The 21,785-nt window shown below is 69.6% G+C and carries 22 protein-coding genes and 1 pseudogene; 12 read left to right on the top strand and 11 right to left on the bottom strand.

The window, feature by feature from the left end; all coding sequences use genetic code 11:
- Window positions 1-228: 228 nt before the first annotated feature.
- The 5 genes and pseudogenes from ACWDLG_RS40190 to ACWDLG_RS40170 form a co-directional block, all read right to left on the bottom strand.
- Window positions 229-327: pseudogene (locus tag ACWDLG_RS40190) on the bottom strand (helix-turn-helix domain-containing protein); the annotation flags it as partial.
- A 147-nt stretch (window positions 328-474) separates the two neighbouring features.
- Window positions 475-1,113, bottom strand: coding sequence for a hypothetical protein (locus ACWDLG_RS40185; RefSeq protein WP_449930125.1), 639 nt, complete (start codon window positions 1,111-1,113; stop codon window positions 475-477).
- 553 nt (window positions 1,114-1,666) lie between these two features.
- On the bottom strand, window positions 1,667-2,080 hold the full coding sequence (locus ACWDLG_RS40180; RefSeq protein ID WP_449930123.1) for a hypothetical protein: 414 nt from the start codon (window positions 2,078-2,080) through the stop codon (window positions 1,667-1,669).
- A gap of 260 nt (window positions 2,081-2,340) precedes the next feature.
- On the bottom strand, window positions 2,341-3,429 hold the full coding sequence (locus ACWDLG_RS40175; RefSeq protein WP_449930121.1) for a hypothetical protein: 1,089 nt from the start codon (window positions 3,427-3,429) through the stop codon (window positions 2,341-2,343).
- A gap of 267 nt (window positions 3,430-3,696) precedes the next feature.
- A complete protein-coding gene (locus tag ACWDLG_RS40170) occupies window positions 3,697-4,509 on the bottom strand; it encodes a hypothetical protein (protein WP_449930119.1) in 813 nt (270 codons plus the stop codon).
- Between the two features lie 226 nt (window positions 4,510-4,735).
- On the opposite strand from ACWDLG_RS40170, the gene ACWDLG_RS40165 reads away from it, so the two are divergent.
- Window positions 4,736-5,509: a L,D-transpeptidase gene (locus ACWDLG_RS40165; RefSeq protein ID WP_449930117.1), complete on the top strand. Its 774-nt coding sequence runs from the start codon at window positions 4,736-4,738 to the stop codon at window positions 5,507-5,509.
- 642 nt (window positions 5,510-6,151) lie between these two features.
- Here ACWDLG_RS40165 and ACWDLG_RS40160 read toward each other — a convergent pair.
- Window positions 6,152-7,120 carry a phosphotransferase family protein gene (locus tag ACWDLG_RS40160; protein WP_449930115.1) on the bottom strand — a complete coding sequence of 323 codons (969 nt, stop codon included), beginning with the start codon at window positions 7,118-7,120 and terminating at the stop codon, window positions 6,152-6,154.
- Between the two features lie 217 nt (window positions 7,121-7,337).
- Between ACWDLG_RS40160 and ACWDLG_RS40155 the strand changes: the two genes are divergently transcribed.
- Window positions 7,338-8,132 (top strand): inositol monophosphatase family protein, encoded by a 795-nt coding sequence (locus ACWDLG_RS40155; protein ID WP_449930113.1) that lies wholly within the window; start codon window positions 7,338-7,340, stop codon window positions 8,130-8,132.
- A 111-nt stretch (window positions 8,133-8,243) separates the two neighbouring features.
- Here ACWDLG_RS40155 and ACWDLG_RS40150 read toward each other — a convergent pair whose 3' ends face one another.
- On the bottom strand, window positions 8,244-9,008 hold the full coding sequence (locus tag ACWDLG_RS40150; RefSeq protein ID WP_449930111.1) for a neutral zinc metallopeptidase: 765 nt from the start codon (window positions 9,006-9,008) through the stop codon (window positions 8,244-8,246).
- Window positions 9,009-9,492: 484 nt separating this feature from the next.
- On the opposite strand from ACWDLG_RS40150, the gene ACWDLG_RS40145 reads away from it, so the two are divergent.
- The 9 genes from ACWDLG_RS40145 (at window position 9,493) to ACWDLG_RS40105 (ending at window position 16,128) form a co-directional block, all read left to right on the top strand.
- Window positions 9,493-11,985, top strand: a complete 2,493-nt coding sequence (locus tag ACWDLG_RS40145; protein ID WP_449930109.1) for a sensor histidine kinase — start codon at window positions 9,493-9,495, stop codon at window positions 11,983-11,985.
- Window positions 11,982-12,413, top strand: a complete 432-nt coding sequence (locus ACWDLG_RS40140; RefSeq protein ID WP_354916897.1) for a roadblock/LC7 domain-containing protein — start codon at window positions 11,982-11,984, stop codon at window positions 12,411-12,413. Before ACWDLG_RS40145 ends, ACWDLG_RS40140 begins: the two co-directional genes overlap by 4 nt.
- Complete coding sequence (locus tag ACWDLG_RS40135; protein WP_354916900.1) at window positions 12,410-12,808, top strand: DUF742 domain-containing protein; 399 nt, start codon at window positions 12,410-12,412, stop codon at window positions 12,806-12,808. The genes ACWDLG_RS40140 and ACWDLG_RS40135 overlap by 4 nt, the downstream gene beginning before the upstream one ends.
- Window positions 12,789-13,388 carry a GTP-binding protein gene (locus tag ACWDLG_RS40130; protein WP_354916903.1) on the top strand — a complete coding sequence of 200 codons (600 nt, stop codon included), beginning with the start codon at window positions 12,789-12,791 and terminating at the stop codon, window positions 13,386-13,388. The genes ACWDLG_RS40135 and ACWDLG_RS40130 overlap by 20 nt, the downstream gene beginning before the upstream one ends.
- Before the next feature lie 56 nt (window positions 13,389-13,444).
- Window positions 13,445-13,741 carry a hypothetical protein gene (locus ACWDLG_RS40125; RefSeq protein WP_449930106.1) on the top strand — a complete coding sequence of 99 codons (297 nt, stop codon included), beginning with the start codon at window positions 13,445-13,447 and terminating at the stop codon, window positions 13,739-13,741.
- A 98-nt stretch (window positions 13,742-13,839) separates the two neighbouring features.
- The gene (locus ACWDLG_RS40120; RefSeq protein ID WP_449930104.1) at window positions 13,840-14,067 is read left to right on the top strand and encodes a hypothetical protein; all 228 of its coding nucleotides are present in this window, start codon (window positions 13,840-13,842) and stop codon (window positions 14,065-14,067) included.
- Complete coding sequence (locus ACWDLG_RS40115; protein WP_449930102.1) at window positions 14,064-14,213, top strand: hypothetical protein; 150 nt, start codon at window positions 14,064-14,066, stop codon at window positions 14,211-14,213. Before ACWDLG_RS40120 ends, ACWDLG_RS40115 begins: the two co-directional genes overlap by 4 nt.
- Before the next feature lie 44 nt (window positions 14,214-14,257).
- Complete coding sequence (locus tag ACWDLG_RS40110) at window positions 14,258-15,481, top strand: sensor histidine kinase (protein WP_449930100.1); 1,224 nt, start codon at window positions 14,258-14,260, stop codon at window positions 15,479-15,481.
- A complete protein-coding gene (locus ACWDLG_RS40105; protein WP_449930098.1) occupies window positions 15,469-16,128 on the top strand; it encodes a response regulator in 660 nt (219 codons plus the stop codon). The genes ACWDLG_RS40110 and ACWDLG_RS40105 overlap by 13 nt, the downstream gene beginning before the upstream one ends.
- Before the next feature lie 89 nt (window positions 16,129-16,217).
- Here the strand turns inward: ACWDLG_RS40105 and ACWDLG_RS40100 are convergent, their stop codons facing one another.
- The 3 genes from ACWDLG_RS40100 to ACWDLG_RS40090 form a co-directional block, all read right to left on the bottom strand.
- The gene (locus tag ACWDLG_RS40100) at window positions 16,218-16,706 is read right to left on the bottom strand and encodes a YcxB family protein (RefSeq protein ID WP_449930096.1); all 489 of its coding nucleotides are present in this window, start codon (window positions 16,704-16,706) and stop codon (window positions 16,218-16,220) included.
- Window positions 16,707-17,478: 772 nt separating this feature from the next.
- Complete coding sequence (locus ACWDLG_RS40095; protein ID WP_449930094.1) at window positions 17,479-19,098, bottom strand: amidohydrolase; 1,620 nt, start codon at window positions 19,096-19,098, stop codon at window positions 17,479-17,481.
- Between the two features lie 174 nt (window positions 19,099-19,272).
- A complete protein-coding gene (locus tag ACWDLG_RS40090) occupies window positions 19,273-20,652 on the bottom strand; it encodes an APC family permease (RefSeq protein WP_449930092.1) in 1,380 nt (459 codons plus the stop codon).
- A 117-nt stretch (window positions 20,653-20,769) separates the two neighbouring features.
- Between ACWDLG_RS40090 and ACWDLG_RS40085 the strand changes: the two genes are divergently transcribed.
- A complete protein-coding gene (locus tag ACWDLG_RS40085) occupies window positions 20,770-21,366 on the top strand; it encodes a TetR/AcrR family transcriptional regulator (protein WP_449930090.1) in 597 nt (198 codons plus the stop codon).
- Here the strand turns inward: ACWDLG_RS40085 and ACWDLG_RS40080 are convergent, their stop codons facing one another.
- On the bottom strand, window positions 21,367-21,780 hold the full coding sequence (locus tag ACWDLG_RS40080; RefSeq protein ID WP_449930088.1) for a TIGR03668 family PPOX class F420-dependent oxidoreductase: 414 nt from the start codon (window positions 21,778-21,780) through the stop codon (window positions 21,367-21,369).
- Between the last annotated feature and the right edge of the window lie 5 nt (window positions 21,781-21,785).

Here is a 21,785-nt window from a genome sequence, read left to right as displayed (position 1 = left end):
GCCCAGAACCCACTCCCGCAGACACTTACCGCTTAACCTGCAGAAACAGGATCACGCGAAGATCGATTCATACACCACGTCCGTGGACGTGACCCTCCCGTTTGCAAGCAGGATGTCAGGAGTTCGAACCTCCTAGGCTCCACTCACAGAAAAGACCAGGTCAATCGCCGGGGCTTTTCATCTCTATTGGGGTCGTTTTCGCGGTCGTGCCCGTTGCGTGCCCGATCAGCGCCAGGCGGTCGTGGTGCCGATGTCGAACCCCGCGGCGATTTCGGCGAAGGTCTCGCCCTTGCGCAGGTAGACCAGCACCAGTAGGGCCTGCCGGCCGCGGTTGAGGCGCCGCTTGGTGGAACTGATCGACAGGCGGTGACGCCGCAGGCACTCCGGCCAGGTGGCTCAAATGGCGGCAGGCCACGGTGACCTCTGATCGGACAGGCGCAGGCATGCGGCTTTATGCGCGATGCCGGGCCATGTTCATGACCCTTGACTGAGAGAGCCCACCGGGCGCTCGGGGCATTCCAGGCAGACGAACAGGTAGAGCGATCCAGCGTCCTGGATCACGAGATCCGTGGGCTCCCGTATTTCCAGAGGGGCGTGCGGAGCGAGCAGCGGACGCTCCTCGATAGGAGCCCAACGCTTCCCACTCTCGATGTCGAACTCCCGACTAGCAATCGTCAGCAGATGCGCCATCTCATGGCCTTCACTGCAGTCGACTTTCTCAGGATCCTGAATCCAGTGCACCCAGCCCCCGACCTTGCTGCCTGGAGCACTCGAGAGGTGTGCGAAATAACTCCACTCGTCAGAGTGGGGGAATTCATCTTCCCATGCCCAGATCCGATTCCTGAGGTCAGCGGGAAGTCCCCAGCCAGCAGGGTATTCCTTTACACGCTCCGGCGACAGCATGCAGGCAGTAGGGAGGTACGAGTCGTCGCTGGCAGGATCCGGCGCGGGGATCTCGATGAGGAGATCGCCGACCGCTTCCGCCTTCCGCCAGCGCACGATCGTGTGCGGCTGGAAGTACGGTTCATGATTGAGCGGGCACCACAGCACTTGGAGGGTGTCGGCGTCATCAGGGAAGGGCAGCTCGGGAACATCTCGAGCAAAGAGCTGCATGACGGGAACCAGCGGAAGCGGGTCGCATCCTTCTGAAGGGTCATGAGTCTGCGGCATGGGGCAGATAGGCCACAGCTCATCCGCAGGCCACAACACCGGCCCTCCAATAGAGCTGTCTGTGGCGGCCGGCATCCCTCGACGCGGATGCAGCCGAACTGTGGTTCTGCGTTGTTCTGCCAGTTCAGGGAAGACAACCGCTACATCGAACGGCTCCGTGGGCGTTGTTAACCTCATGCTCAACACTCCGATCACAACAGAGAACGTCGTAACGGCACACCGTAGAGCAGAGGACTGCCAGAAGGAATCCCTGGTCCAGGTTGAGATCGTCGTGCCATTAGCGTGCCATTAACCGGGGTAACGGGGGGTCAAATCACATTCACTCACACCCAGTCTGCGGCCACGCGCCCACGAGCCAAGATTCATGCAATTCCCAAGCTAACGGCGCGGGCTCGATTCAAGTCAGTCTTCGGACTTCATAGTTTTCAGTATGGCCGCATCATGCTGTGGCGCAGGCCATATCTGAAGGTAGTGGTCATCTACTGAGCAGCGCTCTTCATCCATTCCTCGGACGTGGTACCGAGCGGTACGTACCGGGACCAGAAAGCAGTGTGGAAAGGCTGTGCGCCTTTTCATCGTCCCAATCCATGAGCCATCCCACCAGAAATACCTCGCTCGACGGGGACTCGTAACTGATCTCCGCGATGTCCTCATAGCCGTCAAAGTCGGCGCCCGGACCTCGGTCGGCGACAGTCACCGTGAAGGGAATCACGCCCCACTGTGTGGCGATGTTCAGGCTGGCGACGCCTCTCCCCTTTACTTTAATGAGCCCAATGGAGTGAGTCGGTGAGTCATCTGGCCTGTCGGCGGCCTCGTAGTCCCCCCGATCCAGGAGATAGACCTGACCGCAGTCCTCCACCTCCACATCCATCCGTTTCGTGTGCACGACAGAAGGCTCGTTTCTGCTCATGGGTGGGAAGCACAGAGTCCGTCAGTGACAATTTCGGCCGGCCGGAGTGTAGTGGGATTGATCAAGGGCCGCGAGGCACACTGAGCCATTTTCATCGTGGTTGACGGGCGGTCTCGGTGTAGTGCAGGACGAGGATGGCGTGCACGATCGCGGTCGCGTGGCGGGGGGCAGCGGCGCTGCTTGGTCAATGTCTTCCCGGCCTTGAGGGTGGCGACGGCGCGTTCGCCGAGTGCCAGGGCCTTGGCATGGAGCCCATCGACTCATTCCCTGTACGGCAGGTTCCACAGGTGGAGGGTGGTCTGGTCCTTGGAGACCGTGTACCAGGCGCCCTGCCCCGCCGATCGGGGAGATCCCGAGACGGAGAAGGGGTAGGCGATCCGGCCGCGCAGGGTCATCGTGCGTGGGTCGACAAGCCAGTGGCGGGGGACCTCCGCGTAGTACTCGGTGCCGACCACGGCGGTGTCGTCGTATGGGAACGCCGCCTCGTAGTCCCACCGAGCGCGGTCGTCGTCCTCGTTTGAGGGAGGGGTCACGGCTTCCTCGGCGTCCAGATGCCGCAGTTCCATGCCGTCCTCCGCCCGGTGCAGGTAGAGGGCCCACTGCCCCAGATCCGTGGTCAGGAAGTACTCCCCGGACGGGCTCACGCAGAGGAGGACCTCCTCGAGGAACCGCTGGACAGCGAGCCTCGCGCCATCCCAGTGTCCCCACAGCACGGGCGAGTTCTCCTCACCCTCGCCGACAGTCAGCCCCATGTACGCCGGGTTCGGGTGGGGAAAGTGGGCGGAGCCCGATCCCACGGTCATCGTCTCGGCCCGGGTCAGCACCATGCCATCGGCGGGGTCGACGATCAGCCATTCCTCCTTGGCGTCGCGCCCCGCGCGGTTGCGGATGTGGGCCCAGAGGAGCTGGCCGTCCGAGGAGAAGGCCGCCGATCCGCTGTCCGCGTGGCCGTGGTGGTAGTCGTCGGCGTACTCGGAGAACGAGGCATGGGTCTTGATGCACACGGCGGCGGACCAACAACCGTGCCGGATCTCCCACCGCACGGCGCCGGTCGGATCCACGGCTCGTAGCGCGTGCACGCCGGCGAACACGGCGAGGTCATCCGTGGGAGAGACGGCCACCGAGCCGTACCGGCGAGGCCAGGGCGCGGGGAAACGGACCTCTGTCTCATCCCCGTCCAGGTCGCGGACGGCCAGCTCGGTGTCCCCGCGCTGCACCAGCAGCCTGCGCCCGGGCCAGTGCAGCACCTGCGGGGCGTCCGCCGACGCGGGGTCGAGCGGACCGGTGGCGGTGGCCACGAGACGAGCGGCGAACTGGTTGGAACCCCCATGGACAGCATCGTTTGGCACAGTCGTATGGTTTCACGCGCCTCGGATGGTGCAGATGACCTGAAGTCAGCCGCTTTGCCCAGGGTTTCTGATCGGCTTTGGTTGGCCACCCGTCACACTCGGGCAGGCGATGCGAGCTTCTACAGCTCACGCCCCTTGATGGTCGTGCCGTTGCGTGCCATTGAGGGCGGCGAGCAGCGGTCAATCGTCGGTCGTGCAGTTCGAGGCCGATACACCGGAGGGCCCGGATCGTGGTGATCCGGGCCCTCCGTCGTTCGGTGTCGTGTGTCAGCCGGTGACCGGGATGTAGGTCTTCACCGGCGTCGGGGTGGGCGCGGGCTTGGGCTGGTCCTGCGTCTCCGGGATGGTCTCGTCCCACTCGAGCCAGTCGCTGGTCACCGTCTCGCGATCTCCCTTACCCGGGTGGGTGGGGGCCGGGGTGTTGCTCGGCGTCGGCGTCGAGGTGGGCGTCCGCGAGGGAGTGGGGGTCACCGTGGGGGTCACTGTGGACGTCGCGGTGGGTGTGGAAGTCGGAGTCGTGGTCGGAGTGACCGTCGGGGTGGGCGTCTGGGAGGGGGTCACCGTCGGCGTGGGCGTCTGGGACGGCGTCACCGTCGGGGTAGGCGTTTGGGACGGCGTCACCGTCGGCGTGGGCGTCTGGGACGGTGTGGGCGTTCCGGAGGGGGTTCCCGTCGGCGTAGGGGTCTGGGTGGGCGTGGGCCCACACTTGACCCAGAACACCTTGTGCTTGGGCGCGCCGTGCTTCCCAGCGAATGTCCAGAACAGCTTGTAGTGCCCGTTCGGCAGGGTCATGTCGACGGTACGGCCGTGCCCGTCCTCGTTGAGCACGAGGGTGCCGCTCTTCACAGTGGTCCGGTCACCCGTGGGCGGCCAGGACTTGATCTCCCAGCTCACCTGCTCGGCCGCGTCGAAGTTGAAACCGACCAGGTAGAACACGCAGACGTGCGGCTCGTTGCGCTGGTCGTCCTCCGGCGTCGTCCATTTGTGGATCTTGACGTCGCCGTTGTCGCCGGGCGGCTTTCCCTGGACCGCTCCCGCTGAGGCCGTATTGGAGACGGCGAGCACTGCAAGCGCCGCCACTGCGAGCATGAGCGCCGCTGCGATCCAGCGACGTACTGAAGAGAGACTAGGGGGTGTCACGAGCGCACCTCGGGAGTTATGAGTGAGCTAGAGCCTCATAGGACTCATCTGTGTAAAAATGTCACACCCGCTGGGCCGGCGTGTTCAACCGTTCCAAACCGTTATCTAGCTGGCCAGATGGTTACGCGTTCGTGTCGTATGTGTCATAGCACTTCAGGAGCCGATCGTGCCGCTCGCTGCCCCCCGCCGACTCATTGGCGCCGCGCTCGTCGCCATGAGCGTCGTCGCCTCGTCCCACGCCAGCGTTGCCGCATCGCCCGTCGCCGCAGGCGCCTCGGTCACGGCGGCCGCACTTCCCGCGGCCACCACGTTCACGGAGCTGAGCGGCCTCCCGCAGGACACCGACACGTACGGCAAGCTGAGCGGCCTCGTGGTCCATCCCGCACGCACGGTGGCCGTCTACGCCCAGCCCGGCGGCACGCCCGCTGCCACCCTTCCGGCGAAGCAGCTCGGCAGCCAGACCTGGGTCCCAGTGGTGGAGGCGCGCAAGGGCTGGTACCGCGTGCTCCTGCCCAGTAAGCCCAACCACGTGACCGGCTGGATCAAGGCCACGGGCCTGAAGAAGGCGCGCAGCCGCTACCGCGCCATCGTGAAGCTGGGCACCAGGCAGCTGACCGTGATGAACGCGAACAAGAAGCTCGGCACCTGGACGGTGGCCGTCGGCGGCCCTGAGACGCCCACCCCGGTGGGCAGGACCTTCCTGCTGGCCCTGATGTCGCCGAAGAAGAAAACCTACAGCCCGCTGATCCTGCCGCTCGGCACGCACTCGGCGACGCTCGACACCTTCGGCGGCGGTCCCGGTACGGTCGCCTTCCACGGCTGGCCGGACCGGAAGGTGTTCGGCAAGGCGGTCACGCACGGCTGCGTCCGGGTGCCTGCTTCCGCGCTCAAGGTGCTGGCAGGACTGCCTCTGGGGACTCCGGTTCTGATCGCTCCCTGAGGGTGAGGGCGGCGGACGTCGGATCCTCTCCCATGCACCTGCGCGAGCTCGTGCGTGTGGCGGAAAGAGACGACGGCGGCGTCAGCGACGGTCAGCACTCTCGCGGTCGTGGGCGTCGGCGATCTTCTGGTCGGCGTCACGCGTGGCGTGCTGGTGGATGAGCGTGGCCCGGTCGCTGTCATGTCCCATACGCGCCTTGCGATCGGCGAGAATCGCGCCGGACGGCTGCGTCACGCCGTTCCGCGAGGTCAGATCCTTCCGGTAAGGGGCAGGTCACGGGTGGGAGCCGCGCGAATGTCTTCCCGCCTGGCTTGCCGTTGGGTCGGCTCCAGAACTCAGAGCTTGGTCCAAGCCCGGTGTCGCGTGCGACCGACCACGTTGATGATCGAGGTCACAAAGCCGATCCCGATGCCGGTCCACATGTGCCATGACGGCCATGGCTTGCTGAGATCCGATAACGCCAAGCTCAGTCCCGATGCCACCCATCCAAGGTCGAAGATGGTCAGAGCCAAGCAGGATCTGTACCAGAGAGATCGCCGATATTCGTCCACGGGGCAATGTCCCACGAACGGATCACGGCCAACAAGGGCCCTCCGGCGGGGCGCGTGGCTCCGGGATGATCGCGAGGCAGCCCCGCCTGGGTCACTGTCCGATGCCCCACAACACCTGGGCGAGTTCGGTCAGGTCGGTGATCTCGCGCAGGTCCAGGGGGGTCTCCTCGAACACCTCGAAGTCGTGCAGGAAGGTGTAGACGAGCATCTCCTCGGCGAAGCCGGCCGAGACCGGCCAGTTCGCGTGGCGCAGCGCCGTGGCCAGCAGCTCGCGATCGGCGCGGAAGGTGTCCAGGTGCAGTCGCACCAGGCCGTAACGAAAGTCGGCCGCGTACACGTCGTTGAAGTCGACCAGCCCGGTGAGCGCCGTGCGCTCGGGGTCGACGAACAGGTTCACGCCGTGCAGGTCGCCATGGACGAACTCCGGCGTCACGCCGCCGAGCAGGTCATCGACGTCAGGCAGGAAATCGTCGACCGCGTCGAGCAGCCGGGGGGACAGGTATCCCCAGGCGCGATGGTCGGCGACCGTCTTCTGCCTGCGTTCGCGCAGCACGTCACCGAAGGCCGCCGAACCCGGGCGCAGGATGTCGGCGCCGGTGAGCGGGACCTCCCGTAGCCGCCCCAGCAGCGTGCCGACCTGCGCGGCCAGCTCCAGCTCGGTCGCGCGGTCCGCCTCTGCGACCACCTGCCGCCATGAGTGTCCGGTGACCTCGGACAACACGAGGAACGGCCAGCGCCAGCCGGGGGAGTCCCGCAGCAGCTCGCCACGCCCGAGCAACTGGGGAACGGGCAGCCCGCGCCCGGCGAGCACCTCGTAGGCCTCGGATTCGCAACACAGGCTGGCCGGGCCGCACCAGTATTCGCCGTACAGCTTCACCACGATGCCGTTGTCGCCGACCAGCACCGGGTTCGTGCTTTCGCCCGGGATCCGGAAGGTGCTCGGTTGGGGGAAGCCGAGCGATTTCAGGCCGTGCCTCGCCCAGGGGGCCCAGAACGCGAGGTCGTTGCGCCGGGCGGCGTACGACTCAGCCGACTGGATTTCGCGCAGGTCGGGGAGCATGGCCACCAAATTAGAGGCCCCGGCGGCCGGTGAGGAACCCGATTTTCGTGGTCAGGCCCGCGCTCGTGCTCCTTTCTCGGGGACGATCGGGAACGGCTCGCGGGCGACCCCTGCGCGCGGCGCGATTCACGAGTTCCCGTGCGAATGGCTGGTGAGTCATGGTGCGCTGAACCACATCTGGGCTCGTCCGGAATGGCGCAGGGCTATGGTCGGGGTCATGTGGATCGACAAGGTGACCGAGATACTCCTCGACGCCGCCGAGATCGCGATCACCCCCCGGTTCCGGGCGCTGGCCGATGGCGAGGTGGCCGAGAAGTCGCCCGGCGAGGTGGTCACCGTGGCCGACCGTGAGGCTGAGGAGCTGATCAGCCGTGGGCTGCGCGGAGTGGTGGATGCCCCGGTCGTCGGCGAGGAGGCGACCGCCGGTGATCCTCGGCTGCTCGAGGCGCTGCGGGAGGCGCCGGCGGCCTGGCTGGTCGATCCGCTGGACGGAACCTCGAACTTCGTCGCCGGTCGTCCCGAGTACGCGGTGATGGCGGCGCTGGTGCGCGACGGGGAGACGGTTGCCGCGTGGATCGTACGGCCGGCCGACGGCCGCGTCTTTGTCGCCGAGCGAGGGTCAGGGGCCTGGCGGGACGGGGTTCGGGTGCGCAGGGAACCCGCTCCCGCCGATCCGGCCGCACTACGCGGGGCGGCACTCACCAGGTTCCTCGATCCGCCGGCGAGAGCACGGGTCGAGGCGGCAGCGCCTCGGTTCGCCGCTCTGGGACCGGGCACGGGCTGCGCGGGCGTGGACTATCCCCGGCTGCTGGACGGCGAGCAGGATTTCGTCCTGTTCCACCGGACCCTGCCGTGGGACCACGCCCCCGGTGTCCTGCTGCTGACCGAGGCGGGCGGTTTCGCGCGCCGTCCCGATGGCAGCCCTTATCGGCCGGCCGACCCGCGCCCCGGCTTGCTCAACGCCGCGGACGTGGACTGCTGGAACCTCGTGCGACCCCTCCTGCTGGTCTGATCTGCCGGGATTATCAGTTCGGCGCGGTGCGTGCTCACGCAGAAAGGTGGCCGGGCTGACGTGCGTCACCTCTGCGCGTTGACCACCGGGCCGCATGGCTCGCGAGGGTGGTCAGGCGACCTTGGAGGAGGAGGCCGTCCAGGTGTTGCACACCTGCGGGGACGTCGCACGGAAGCCCTTGTCGAGCCAGGCGGCGATGTTGTGTCCCTTGCCGTGGGTGACGTCTCCGCTCTTCCACATGATCTCCCGCAGGACTTCCCAGTCCTCTTCGTCGCGATCCTTCAGGGAGTCCCAGACGCTGCCGATGAACATCCCGCTCAAGCATTCCGCCTGCAGCTCGACGCGGCGGCTCTGCTCGTTCAGTTCCCTCTTGTTCCGGTACGGATGACGGTCGTAGGCGCGGTCGATCCCGGTGAGGTACTGCACATGGTGCCCGTACTCGTGCGCGACCAGACGGAACAGGTACAGGTCGGATGGGTCTTCGAGCAGGGAATCGTCCAGCAGCACGAGGAAGCGCTGCTCGGCGTAGCAGTAGGTGGCCGAGGCGTTGCCCCAGGCGTCTCCGCAGTACTTGCGTGGTTTGGTGATGAATCCGATCCTGGGCCTGGTGAAGGGCAGGCCCGCCCGCTTGAAGTGCGCGCCCCACGACCGGTTGAGACAGTTCAGCGCCGCGATCAGGTACCGCTTGGCGGCGGCGGCGTCGTTCGGCCGGACATCGCGCTCCGCGCACCGGCTCGCCTGGAGTTCGCCCGTACGGTACAGCTCGTTCGCGGTCAGCGCGCGGTCCTTGATGGGGTAGGCGGACGCCGCGGGTGCGGTGCCGGATAACAGCAGGCAGGCGAGCACGGTCGCGGCGAGGAGGGGAGCAGGACGCATGATCGGCATCCTAGAGGGAGACGGAACCCCGCTCGGTGGCCGCCGAACAGGCCCTCACGCGGGCAATCGTCTCCCGCGCCCGCGCGAGATCCGACCGGCCGCCTGACGCAGAGCCGCCCCGCCGGAACCCCTCCGCCCCGCCCGAACACCACCGCCCCGCCCGAACACCACCGCCCCGCCGGAACCCCACCGCCCCGCCCGAACACGAGCCCCGCCCGAACACGAGCCCCGCCCGAACACCACCGCCCCGCCCGAACAGCGCTGGCCCGCGCGCCGCAGGGCCCGCGGCCCGCGGCGATGTGACCGCTGGTGGGCCCTCAAGCCCGCCCGTGCCCGGAGGTCGGCGATGTTCGCACGGGACGGCGACGCGGCCGGGTGGACCGCGACGTGCGCAGGTGCTCGCGGCCGGGCCGGTGAGGCGGGGGCTTTCGACGCAACTTGCCGTATGGCTACTATCGGGCCACCTCTTTTGGTGATTTTCGTCATGACCGCACCGATCGGTGAGGAGAGTGTCCTGCACGTGGCTGGATGGGGCAGGGTCGGGCGACGACGAACGGGAATCGGCGACGGGACCGGGTTATCGGGGTCGACCGGCAGCGGGCCGCGGCGACTGGCCGGTGCCCGCCGGCTGCCGTTGCGTACCGTGCTGCTCATCGTGGTGTTCGTGCCGAGCGTGACCTTCGCTCCGCTGCTGGCGTCGGGCATGTTCCAGCTGTCCAGCCAGTGGCGGGCGGAAAAGGCCCAGATGGATCTGGCCACCACGACCGTCGGCAGACCCGCGGCCAACCTGTTCCTCAGCCTCGACCAGGAGCGGCGGCTCACCGCGGAGGCGCAGGCCGACCCCCGTGGCGCCGCCCGCGACAAGCTTGCCAAGCAGCGCGCGGTGACCGACCGGGCCGTGAGCGCCTTCCGTCCGCTGACCTCCCTGGACACCGCCAAAGGACCGGACGGGCTCTCCGAGGCCATCGCCCGGACCGTACGCGACCTCGGTCTGCTCGACCAGCAGCGCCGGGCGGTCGACGACGGCTGGTCCAGCCCGCAGAAGGCGTTCGACTACTACAGCGGCGTCCTCGAGTCGGGCCTCGGCGTCCTGACCGTTCTCAGCCACACCGACCACGGCGAGGTGAACAGCAAGGCGGAGACGCTGATCGACCTTTTCTGGGTCGTCGACATGCTCGGCCGCGAGGACGCCGTCCTGGCCCGTGGCTGGGAGAGCGGGCGCCTGACCAGGGAGGAGTACGCCCTGGTCACCGACGCCATCGGCACCAGGAAGCACCTGCTGCGGTCCCGGGTGATCCCCCATCTCCTCGACAACGAGAGCCGGTACGCGACGCTGACGACCAGCAAGGCGTGGGAGACCATGACCGCTCTGGAGGGGCGGCTGGTCGCTTCCGGGGTCGGCGCCGAGAGCGACAAGGTGACGCTCCGCGAGGTCGGTCCCGCGTGGCGCTCGTCGGTGGACACGGTCAGCGCGCAGCTGCTGCAACTCCTCAGCCTCCGGCTCGACAACGTCAGCGCGCTCGGCTACGGCCACGCCGACCAGCTCTTCGTGATCTTCATCAGCATCACCAGTGTGGGCCTGCTCGCCCTGGGCCTGGTGATCGTCACCAGCTGGCGCCTCACCGCCATTCTCCGCCGGCGCATCCTCCATCTGCGCGAGGACGCCCACCACCTCCAGGAGCGGCTGCCCGACGTGGTCGCCCGGCTGGAGCGCGGCGAGGACGTCGACGTGGACGCGGAAGTACGCACGGTCGAGCCCACCCCCGACGAGCTCGGCGAGCTCGGGCAGGCCCTCAACCTGGCCAGTCGCAGCGCGGTGTTCACCGCCGTACGGCAGGCCGAACAACACCGCGGCTTCCAGCGCATGCTCCAGCGCATCGCCCGCCGTACCCAGATTCTCATCGGTCTTCAGCTGAAGAAGCTGGACGAACTGGAGCGCAAGCACGAGGACCCCGAGGTGCTGGAGGGCCTGTTCGACCTGGACCACCTCACCGCCCGGCTGCGCCGCTACGAGGAGAACCTGGTGATCCTCGGCGGCGGCCAGCCGCAGCGCCGCTGGCGCAAGCCGGTACGGCTGCTCGACGTGCTGCGCGCCGCGCAGGGCGAGGTCCAGGACTACCGGCGGATCTCGATCGACGTCGAGGGCGAACCCTGGGTGGCCGAGCGCGCGGTGGGACCGCTGGTCCACGTCCTGGCGGAACTGATGGAGAACGCCACCACCTTCTCCAAGCCGCTGACCCCCGTCGAGGTGCGGGCCGCACCGGTCAGCCGGGGCATCGCCGTGGAGATCGAGGACCGCGGCCTGGGCATGGAACCCGAGCAGTACACCGCCGCCAACGCCCTGATGAAGTCGCCGCCGCAGCTCGATGTGATGACCCACGCCGACGACGTGCGTCTCGGCCTGTACGTGGTCGCCCGGCTCTCCGCGGGGCTGGGTCTCCAGGTGGAGCTGCGGCCGTCGGCCTTCGGCGGCACCCGTGTCATCGTGCTGCTCCCGGAACCGCTGGTGGTGGACCGCCCTCGTGCGGTCCCCGAGTCTGTCGCGCTCCCCGAGGAGGTCGCGCAGGACACCACCGGTCCGCGGTCGTACCCGCGGGAAGGTACGGCCGGTCACCGCCCGCCCCACGAGGACGCGCAGTTGCCGACTCGCTCCAGGGGGCGCGCGATGGCCTCCGTGACGACGCCCGCCGGCGGATCACCGGATCGGGACGACGCGCAGCCGCCGGCCGACCGCAGGCCGCTGCCCCAACGGGTGCGCCAGGCCAACCTGGTCACCGAGCTCAGGCTCCCGGCGGACCGGGATGAACAGCCCGACCAGGAGAGCTGGGCCCTCCGCGACCAGCCCCGCCGATCCAGTGCCACGATCGGGGCGTTCCAGAGGCAGTCCCGCAGGCGCCGGACCGGTGAGGACGCCGCCGAGCCCGGGCCGAACGGAACCCCCGACCCCAGTTCCCCTACGACGGAAGATCGAAGATGACGCAGCGCACCACCGCCACCGACACGGACCTGGACTGGCTCCTGGACGGCCTGGTCGACCAGGTCGCGGGCACCCGGCACGCCATCGTGCTGTCCGACGACGGCCTGGTGATCAGCCGGTCCCGGACCATCGAACGCTCGGACGCCGAACGCCTCGCCGCGATCGCCACCGGCCAGCAGAGCCTGGCTCGCGGTGTCGGACAGCTTTTCAGCGGCGGACCGGTTCACCAGGTCATCATCGAGATGGCCGACCTGTGGCTGTTCGTCACAGCGGCGGGCCGCGGCACCCATCTGGCCGTGGTCGCCTCCCAGGAGGTCGACGCCGAACTGATGACTGTCGCGATGCACACCCTGGTCCAGCAGGTCGGCCAGAAGCTGGGGACCGGCACGCGTACCCCGCGGCCCGACGATGCGGGGAGACACGGATGAAGCACTGGACGGAGGGTTTCGACGACGATCACGCCGACGAGACCCTTGTCCGTCCCTACACGATCACCGGCGGGCGGACCCGCTCCGAGCGTGACGATCTCGCGCTGATCACCCTGGTGACGACGATGTCCGAGGTCTCTCCGGAGACCGGTCGCGGCCTGCGGAGGATGCAGCCGGAGCACCGCACCGTTCTCGCGCTGTGCAAGCGGCCCCTGGCGGTGGCCGAGGTCGCCTCCGCGCTGAACCTCCCGGTGTCGGTGACCAAGATCCTCATCGGTGACCTGATCGAGGCCGGTCAGCTGCGGGCCCGGCCACCGCTGGCCTTCGCCCAGGCGAGCGGGCTTCCCGACATGGCAATCCTCGAGGCGGTGAGGGATGGGCTACGCAAGCTCTGACCACGGGGGCGCTGCCCCCCTGGCGGTGAAGATCCTGATCGCCGGTGGTTTCGGCGTCGGGAAGACGACCCTGGTCGGCGCGGTGAGCGAGGTTCCTCCCCTTCGGACGGAGGAGTACCTGACCCACGCCAGCGTCGGCGTCGACGATCTGGAAGGGGTGGGCGACAAGGCCACCACCACCGTCGCGCTGGACTTCGGGCGCATCACCATCAGCGGCGAGCTCGTGCTCTACCTGTTCGGCACCCCCGGACAGGAACGCTTCTGGTTCATGTGGAACGACCTGGTCAACGGAGCGATGGGCGCGGTCGTCCTGGTCGACACCCGCCGGCTGGACGTCAGCTTCGCGTCGATCGACTTCTTCGAGAGCCGCGGCATCCCCTTCGTCGTCGGTGTCAACTGCTTCCACGGCGTCAGGGACCGGACCCCTGAGGAGATCCGCAAGGCGCTCGATCTGGATCCGCAGGTGCCGCTGGTGCTCTGTGACGCCCGCGACCGTACGGCGGGCCGCGACGTGCTGCTGGCGCTCATCGACCACCTGATGGCCGGTCAGTCCCGTACGGCACCGCACCCCGTGGCCTGACCGGCGCCCGCTCGGGGTTCACGTTGTACGGTGCGGAGGAGGAGGGCGGACGCCATATGGGAGACGAGCAGATCACGACCATCGGCCGATGTCATGGATGCAAGCGCACCTTCGGCTACATCCCCGCGACTGTCATGACCGCCACGATCGACCCCGAGACCGGGCTTCCTCCGGACATGACGGTGTTGGGCACCCACCGTGAGCCGACACCGGGAGCCCTGGCCAGATCCGTCAAGGCCCCCATCTGCCCTGACTGCGTGACCAGGGCGAAGCAGTTCAGGGATTCGATGCGGCCGACGCCGTTCGACACATGGCCACCAGGCGACCCGGATCGTGACGATACGCGGTCCTGACGGCCGCGACCGAGCCGCGCCTACTACAGCGGGCTGTACCGTCCATCCGGCGGCGGGCGGGATTCTCCCGGACGGCGGGCGCTTCTAGCGTGGGACTCATGAGCGATCTGTACCGAATTGACCCCGCGATCCGCCCGCCGCACCGCCCTCGGACGCGGCGCCGTCTGCTCCGTGCCCTGCTCTGGGTGCTGGTGGTGGTCGGTGTGACGGTGAACCTGGTGTCCAACATCGCCATGGCCGGCGATGTGACGCTGGTCGGGCTGGCGGGCGGCGTGGCGGGCATCGCGGGCCTGATCGCCCTCGCCGTCGCCGGACGCCGTTCGTGACCTCTGCCGTCAGCCTGCACCGGGTGACCAAGGCGTACGGCGAGGTGGTGGCGCTCGACGAGGTCTCCCTCGCCTTTCCCCGTGGCAGGTTCGTGGCGGTGACGGGGCCGTCGGGCTCGCGCAAGAGCACGCCGTGGTGTTGGTAGTGTGCCGGGCCATGGAGCTTCCTGCCCGAAAGATCCTTCGTTAGGTGGTACTGACGTATCTGTGGCGGTGCATCCGCTACCACCTGGTGCTGCTGCCCTCCGCCATGGCGACGGTGATCGCCCTGCCGCTCCTGGTGATGGCCGTGCTGGCTCCGGGCGGTCTGGTGGCGGTTCCGCGCATGATGGCGATCCTGCGCAGGTGGGCCGAGTGGAACCGGGGGCGGGCGGCGGCGCTCCTCGGCGTCACGGTGTCCACGAGGGAAGCACGCCTTCCGAAGGGCGTCGGCGCCCAGCTGCGGGAAGTGCTCCGGAGTCCGGAGAGCCGGCGCGACCTGCGGTGGGCCGTGCGGCACGTCGCGACGGGCATACCCACCGGACTGGCCGCCCTGACCGTCGTCGGCCTCGTCGTGAACGCCGTCCTGGAGGCGCCGCTGTGGTGGCTGTTCCCCGCCGACGACCCGCTGCGGCTGATGGTGGCGTTCCCGGTGACGGGATGGTCGCAGGCGCTCGGCCTGGGTCTGGCGCAGATCGTCGTGGGAGCGGCGCTCACCTGGCGGACCGTGCCGAAGCTGGCCCGCATGCACGCCGACGCCTGCCTCGCCGCGCTGGCGCCGTCCTCGGAGGACCGGCTCGCCGCGCGGGTCGACGAGCTGACCGAGAGCAGGTCGGGCGTGCTCGACGCGCACGCCGCCGAGCTGCGCCGGATCGAGCGCGACCTGCACGACGGCACCCAGGCCAGGCTGGTGGCCATCGCGATGCGACTGGGCGTGGCCAGGGAGGCGCTCGGCGACGACAGCGGGACGGTCGGCAGGCTGCTCAAGGAGGCCCATGAAGGTACCGAGGCGGCGATGGCCGAGTTGCGCCAGGTGATCCGCACGATGTACCCGCCCATCCTCGCCGACCGGGGGCTGGCCGGCGCCCTGAACGCTGTGGCGGCCCAGGCGGGCCTGCCCGTCGAGGCGGACCTGGACGACCTCGGGCCGGTCCCCGCCGCGGTCGAGACCGCCGCCTACTTCATCGTGTCCGAGGCGATCACCAACGCCACCAAGCACAGCGGTGCCACCCGGGCGACCGTACGGCTGGCCCGGAGAGACGACACCCTCCACGTCGAGGTCGCCGACGACGGGCGGGGCGGCGTCGACGAGAGGCGTGGCACCGGCATCGCCGGCATCCGTAAGAGAGTCGCCGCCTTCGACGGGGCCGTGGGCGTCGACAGCCCGCCGGGCGGCCCCACCACCATCACCGTGGAGCTGCCGTGCGCGTCGTGATCGCCGAGGACAACGTTCTGCTGTCGGCCGGGTTGGAGCTGCTCCTGGGCAGCAAGGGCATCGAGGTGTCCGCGGTGGTGCCGGACGCGTCCGGCCTGGCCGACGCCGTCGCCACGCACCGGCCCGATCTGGTCATCGTGGACGTACGGCTCCCGCCGTCCTTCCGGGACGAGGGCATCAAGGCCGCCGTCGCGCTCCGCCAGGCCGACCCCGCCCTGCCGGTCCTGGTCCTTTCTCAGTACGTCGAGCGGCTCTACGCCCGCGAGCTGCTCGCCGACGGCTCCGGAGGAGTGGGATACCTGCTCAAGGACAGGGTCAGCCGGGTGAGCCAGTTCATCGAGGATCTCCGGCGGGTGGCGGCGGGCGGCACGGTCATGGACGCCGAGGTCATCTCCCAGCTCATGATCGGCCGCAGGAGCGGCCTCGACATGCTCACCGGCCGCGAGCGGGAGGTGCTGGCGCTGATGGCCCAGGGCCTCAGCAACACCGAGATCGGCCAGCGGCTGACGGTCACCGACAACGCGGTGCACAAGCACATCGGCAACATCTTCGCCAAGCTCGGACTGCCGCCTTCAGACGGCGGCCATCGCAGGGTTCTCGCCGTGCTGACCTTCCTCGACAACGAGCGACCGCCTTCTCTGGCCTGACCGGCGCCCGTGGTACAAACCGCGTGAAACGCAACATCCACGACCGGGGGAGCGGGCCACCGGGGTCCGGCTGTCTCCCGCTGGCGACGTCAGGCCCTCGCTGACCGGCGTGCTTCCTTCCTGACCGCGAAGAGGCCGTCGAGTTCGGCCTGCTGCCCGTCGCTGAACGCGCGTCTCGGGAGGAACCCCGTGAACTGCCTGTTGACGAAGAACAGCCAGAACTCGGGAGTGGTCTCGATCCGGCTGAAAAGCGACCACCGGGTCGCGGTGGTGGACTGGTCGGTTCGCGTCTCGTAACCGTCGCCGGTCACCCGCAGCGTCGTGGGGACGCAGAAGTAGGTGAGCTGCCGCTTCGCCATCCGGCGGATCACCATGCTCAGCACGAGGGGGAAGGCGACGGCGCCCGCGAGCATGCCGGCTCCGAGCCCGACGGCGCCGACGGCGAGGCACGCCAGCCCCGACGCGGCCAGGACCAGCGGCACTGCCAGGGAGACGAGCTTGAGCTGCCGCATCACGCCCTGCTGGAGCGCTCGTGACACGTCGTCGGGTGTGGGTTGGTAGCTGATGGTGAAGTCCATGGTGCAGACCATCATTCGGGGTCGTGCGGGGACTCGCAAGATCGCCGTGTCTGATTGTCTATGGGCATGACACGTCGAGGATGAAGCGCTGGTTCGCCGCACACCCGTCGGCGGACAGGTGACGGACCGGTTCGGCAAGGCGGTCGGCCAGCTCGCCTCCGACAAGCTCGAGGAGCGGCTGGGCGGTATTCACGCGTTGGAACACGTGATGTCCGAATCGGCGGTCGATCACACGGCGGTCATCGGTGTCCTGTGTTCCTTCGTCCGGGCGCGCACGATGCGCGAGAGGAACGCGGAAGGGGAATACGTCGCCGAGGACGACGATCCGGAACTCGCCTGGATCGAGCTGCCCGCTGACGTCGACGCCGCGATGACCGCCCTGGCCCGCAGGCCCAGGAGGGACGAGCCGAACCGACCCGATCTGCGGGCGGCGAAGCTCGTCGGCCTGTCCGCGCGGAGCATGGACTTCTCCGCTCCACCCCGGTTGACCAGGATGTTCCTCACGTCGGCGGATCTGCGGCGGGCGGACCTCCGGGGCGCGGACCTGGGGCCTGCCCGCCGCCCACGCGATGGCCGTCCGCGGCGGACACCTGAAAGACCGCCCGGCCGCGGAGCCGCCCCGGCAGAACCCGGGGACGGCCCCCCCGGCAGAACCCGAGGACGGCCCCTCGGCAGAACCCCGGGACGGCCCCACGGCAGATTCCGGGGACGGCCCCACGGTAGAACCCCGGGACGGCCCCGCCCACGGCGCCGGGTGGGGCCGTCCGCCCGGTCAGCTCCGCTGGTGGACGACCTCCCCGCCCACCACGACGAGGTCCGCCCGGACCCCCGGGATCTCCGCCACCGGGATCGCGAACAGGTCGTCCGAGAGAACCGTGAAGTCGGCCAGCTTGCCCGGGGTGAGCGAGCCCCTGTCGTGGTCGCAGAAGTTGGCGTAGGCCGACCCCAGCGTGTACCCGCGGATGGCCGTCTCCAGGCTGACCGCCTCCTCCGGCATCCACGCGGGTCCACCCGCGAGCCCCTGCCGGGTGACGGCCGTGTAGATGCCGACCATGGGGTCCATCTCGGCCACGTTCCAGTCGCTGGAGAAGGCCAGGACGGCGCCCGCCTCGTGCAGGGAGCGCATCGGCCACGCCTTGGCCCAGCGGGCCGGCCCCACCGCCTCCGCCCAGTCGCGTCCCGGCCCGGCGATGTCGGGGGAGCAGTGCCGGGGCTGCATGCAGGCCACGACACCGAGCTCGGCGAAGCGCGGCACGTCGGCCGGGTCGAGGCATTCCACGTGGACCACCTGGTGGCGGGCGTCGCGCGGGCCGTTCACGCGCCGGGCGTGCTCGACGGCGTCGAGGACCGTGCGGATGCCCCGGTCGCCCGTGGCGTGGACGAACGCCTGGAAGCCCGCCGCGTCGAGCGAGGCCAGCAGGTCCGCGAACTCGCCGGGTGGGTAGAACGTCTCGCCCCGGTGGTCGCCGTGCCCGCAGTACGGCTCCAGCAGCGCGGCGGTGCGCGGCTCCACGACGTCGTCGATGTAGAGCTTGAGCGGTCCGACGCGCAGCCGGTCGTCGTCGTAGGCGGCGGCCGCCCGCGCGAAGTCGGCCAGGTCGGCGGCGGACGTCCCCCGCGGGTGGAACAGCGCCGCGATCAGGCGGGAGCGCAGCCTGCCCTCGGCGCGGGCGCGCTCGAACAGTCGCAGGTCGTCCAGGGAGTTCTGCGGCTCGACGATGGTCGTGATGCCGTGTCCGGTCGCCATGTCGAGGCTGGCGAGCAGCCGGGCGTACTGCCGGTCGGGGCCGGCCCACGGCACCCCGAGCGCGGCCAGCGCCCGATGGCCCTCCCGGGACAGCCCGCGCACGGCGAACTCGGTGACGAAGCCCGTCGGCGTGCCGGTGGCGTCCACCTGGGCCACGCCGAACGGCAGCTCGGTGTGGTCGCGGTCGATGCCGAGGCGGCGCAGGGCGGCGGTGTTGGCCCACAGCGTGTGCACGTCGTAGCCGAACACGATCGTGGGGACGGCGCCGGTGAGGGCGTCCAGGTCGGCGGCGCGGGGTGGGCCGGGGACGGCCGTGTAGTCGAAGCCCTCGCACTCGATCCAGGTGGCCTCGGGGTGCTCGGCCCGCCATGCGTCGATCCTGCGGCCGATCTCGGCCAGGTCGGCGGCCCCCGCGAGCTGCACGCACGCGTCGTCGGAGCCGAGCCGTACGTGGTTGTGCGCGTCCACGAAGCCGGGCAGCACCAGGCGGCCTCCGGCGTCGACGGTCTCCGCCGCCGCGGGCGCGTCGGCGTCCGCGCCGACCCACACGATCCGGCCGTCCCGTACGGCCAGCGCCTGTGCGCGGGGCAAGGCGTCGTCGACGGTGTGGATCCTGGCGTTCCGCACGGTCAGATCGGCGGTCATCGTTGTCCGTCCTCCTCGACGGGTAGTCATGCGAGGTCAGTCCCCGGGGTCCGTGCGCCCTGGCGGGTGGTCCGGCGACGTGGCAGGGGGTCGGTGGCGCCCTGGCGGGTGGTGCGGTGAGGTGGCAGGGGGTCGGTGGCGCCCCGGCGAGTGGTGCCGTGAGGTCGCAGGGGGTCAGTCCTCGGGCACGGTGACGACCCAGTGGGTGGCGTGGCGAGGTCGCAGGTAGAGCAGGTAGTAGGCGGCGAACAGCGCGACGATGCCGCCCGCGACGACCAGGTCGGTGACGCTCTGCTCGAGCAGCGCGTAGCCCAGGGCCGCGATCACGACCAGCGGCGGAAGCGGCCACAGGGGCATGCGCCAGGCCCGCTCCTCCCGGTGCCGTGCCGTACGGGAGCGCAGCGCGGCCGCGGCGAGCAGCAGCGAGACGACCGTCACGATCACCGAGGTGAGGCCGAGCAGCTGCTCGATGTCGAGCAGCGCGGCCATCGCCACGCCGGGCAGCCCGATGGCGAGCGTCGCCACGTACGGCGAGCCCCAGCGCGGGTGGATGCGGGTGAGCGCGGCGCCGACGGGAGCGGGCCAGGCGCGGTCGCGGGCGGAGGCGAACACGACGCGGCCGTTCTGGAGCACCATGACCAGGACGGCGTTGCAGATGGCGATGGCGATGCCCAGGTTGACCGCGGTGGCCACGCCGTCGCCGGCCCAGGTGCGCACGTAGTCGGAGAAGGAGCCGTTGACCAGGTCGTCGAGGGAGCCGACGCCCAGCACGGTGGCGATCACCGGCACGATGATGACGACGGCCGCCAGGCCGAGCGACCAGAACACCGCGCGGGCGATGTCGCGCCGCGGTTCCTTGATCTCCTCGGCCAGGTAGGTCGCGGTGCCGAAGCCGTTGACGACGAACATCGCCACGGTGAGCCCGGCCATCAGCGCGGCGATCCCGAACGGAGAAGCTCCGCCCTGCCCGTCGGGCACGACAGGGGACAGGAGGACTTCCGGGCCCCGCTGGGCGTGCGTGAAGCCGAGGGCGGCGACCACGCAGGCGGCGACCACCTCGATGGCCAGGAAGACGCCGGTGATGAGGGCGTTCGACCGGATGTCGAGCACCGCGAAGGCGGTGGCGGCGAGCATCACGACGGCGCCGGCGCCGGCCCGGTCCACCGCGAGCAGGTCGCTCAGGTAGTCGGCCGTGCCCAGCGCGATGATCGGCGGGATCACGATCAGCAGCGTGATGGACAGGCCGAAGGTGAGCCAGCCGCACAGCCGGCCGAGCATCGCCGTCACCATGGCGTACTCGCCGCCGGAGCTGGGTCTGAGCGTGCCGAGTTCGGCGTAGCAGCAGCCGACGGCGATCGAGACGGTCACCCCGGCCAGCAGGGTGAGCACCGCGCCGCTGCCCTGCCCGGCGAGAACCTCGGGAACGATGATGAACAGCGAGGACGCGGGCGTGATGCACGACAGCGTGAGCATGACGGCGCCGAACAGGCCGAGCATGCGGGCGAGAGAGGGAGGGGCGGGAGCAGCGGCGGGGGCCGTTGGCGGCTGGATCATGGGCGCTCCTGGGCCGATCTTTGAATGCCGTTCAAACTGTTTGAATGGCATTCAAAATGCACTGCCGTAGATTGGTCCGTCAAGGACTCGTCAACGACCGTTATCGCAAGGTGAGCTATGGCGCGGGGGCATCGCCGGCTGGACCGGCCACGGGAGCAGGTGCTGGAGGCGGCGATGGCCGCCATCGCCGAGCACGGCCTGGCCGACCTCACGATGGCCGGGCTGGCCCGGCGGCTGGGCACCAGCGGAGGCCACATCCTCTACTACTTCGGCAGCAAGGATCAGGTGCTGGTGGAGACGCTGCGCTGGAGCGAGGAACGGCTCGCCCCCCGGCGGGCGGAGATCGTCGAGCGCGGCGCTCCGGCCGGTGATCGGCTGGCCGGCTACATCGACCTCTACCTGCCCAGCGGCACCGCCGATCCGCGCTGGCTGCTCTGGGTCGACGTGTGGAGCCGCACGCTCGCCGTTCCCGAGCTGCGGGAGACGCAGGCCGAGCTGGACCGGCGCTGGCACGAGGATCTGGTGCGGGTGGTGGACGACGGCGTGCGCGCGGGCGAGTTCGTCGCCACAGACGCGGAGGCCTTCTCGGTACGGCTGCGCGCGATGCTCGACGGGTTCAGCACCCAGATCGTCATCGGCGTGCCGGGCGTGGACCGCGCCGCCTTCGCCGCGCACGCCCTGGACCACTGCCGCCGGACGCTCGAAGCTCGCTGATCATCCGGCGGCGGACCAGCCGCTCCACCGCTCCACCGCGATCGTGACCACGGGCCCCTCGGGCGGCCGGGACCGGTAGGGCGCGTAGCGTTCGGCCAGCCGGGCGATCCAGCGCGCGCTCTCGGCCGGGTCGCCCACGATCGCCGCCCTGCCGTCCGCGCGCGCCCACCACAGCCGCGACCAGTCCTCCTCGTAGTGGTCCACCAGCAGGCTGACCCGCTCGTTGACGGCGATGTTCCGCAGCCTGCGCAGGTCCGCGGACCGCTTCGGCTTGTGATCGACCGCGAACGCGATCAGGTCGTCGTGGGCGGCGAACACGATCGGCACCAGGTGCGGCACCCCGCCGGTGTCGGCCGTGGCGAGCGTGGCGGTCCGCGCCGTCATGAATCTGTCCCTGGCCGAGAGCGCGTCCATGACCG

It is taken from the genome of Nonomuraea sp. NPDC003727, assembly GCF_053586935.1.
The sequence above is the reverse complement of the archived record's forward strand: the minus strand, read 5'-3'. Positions and strand labels throughout refer to the sequence as shown.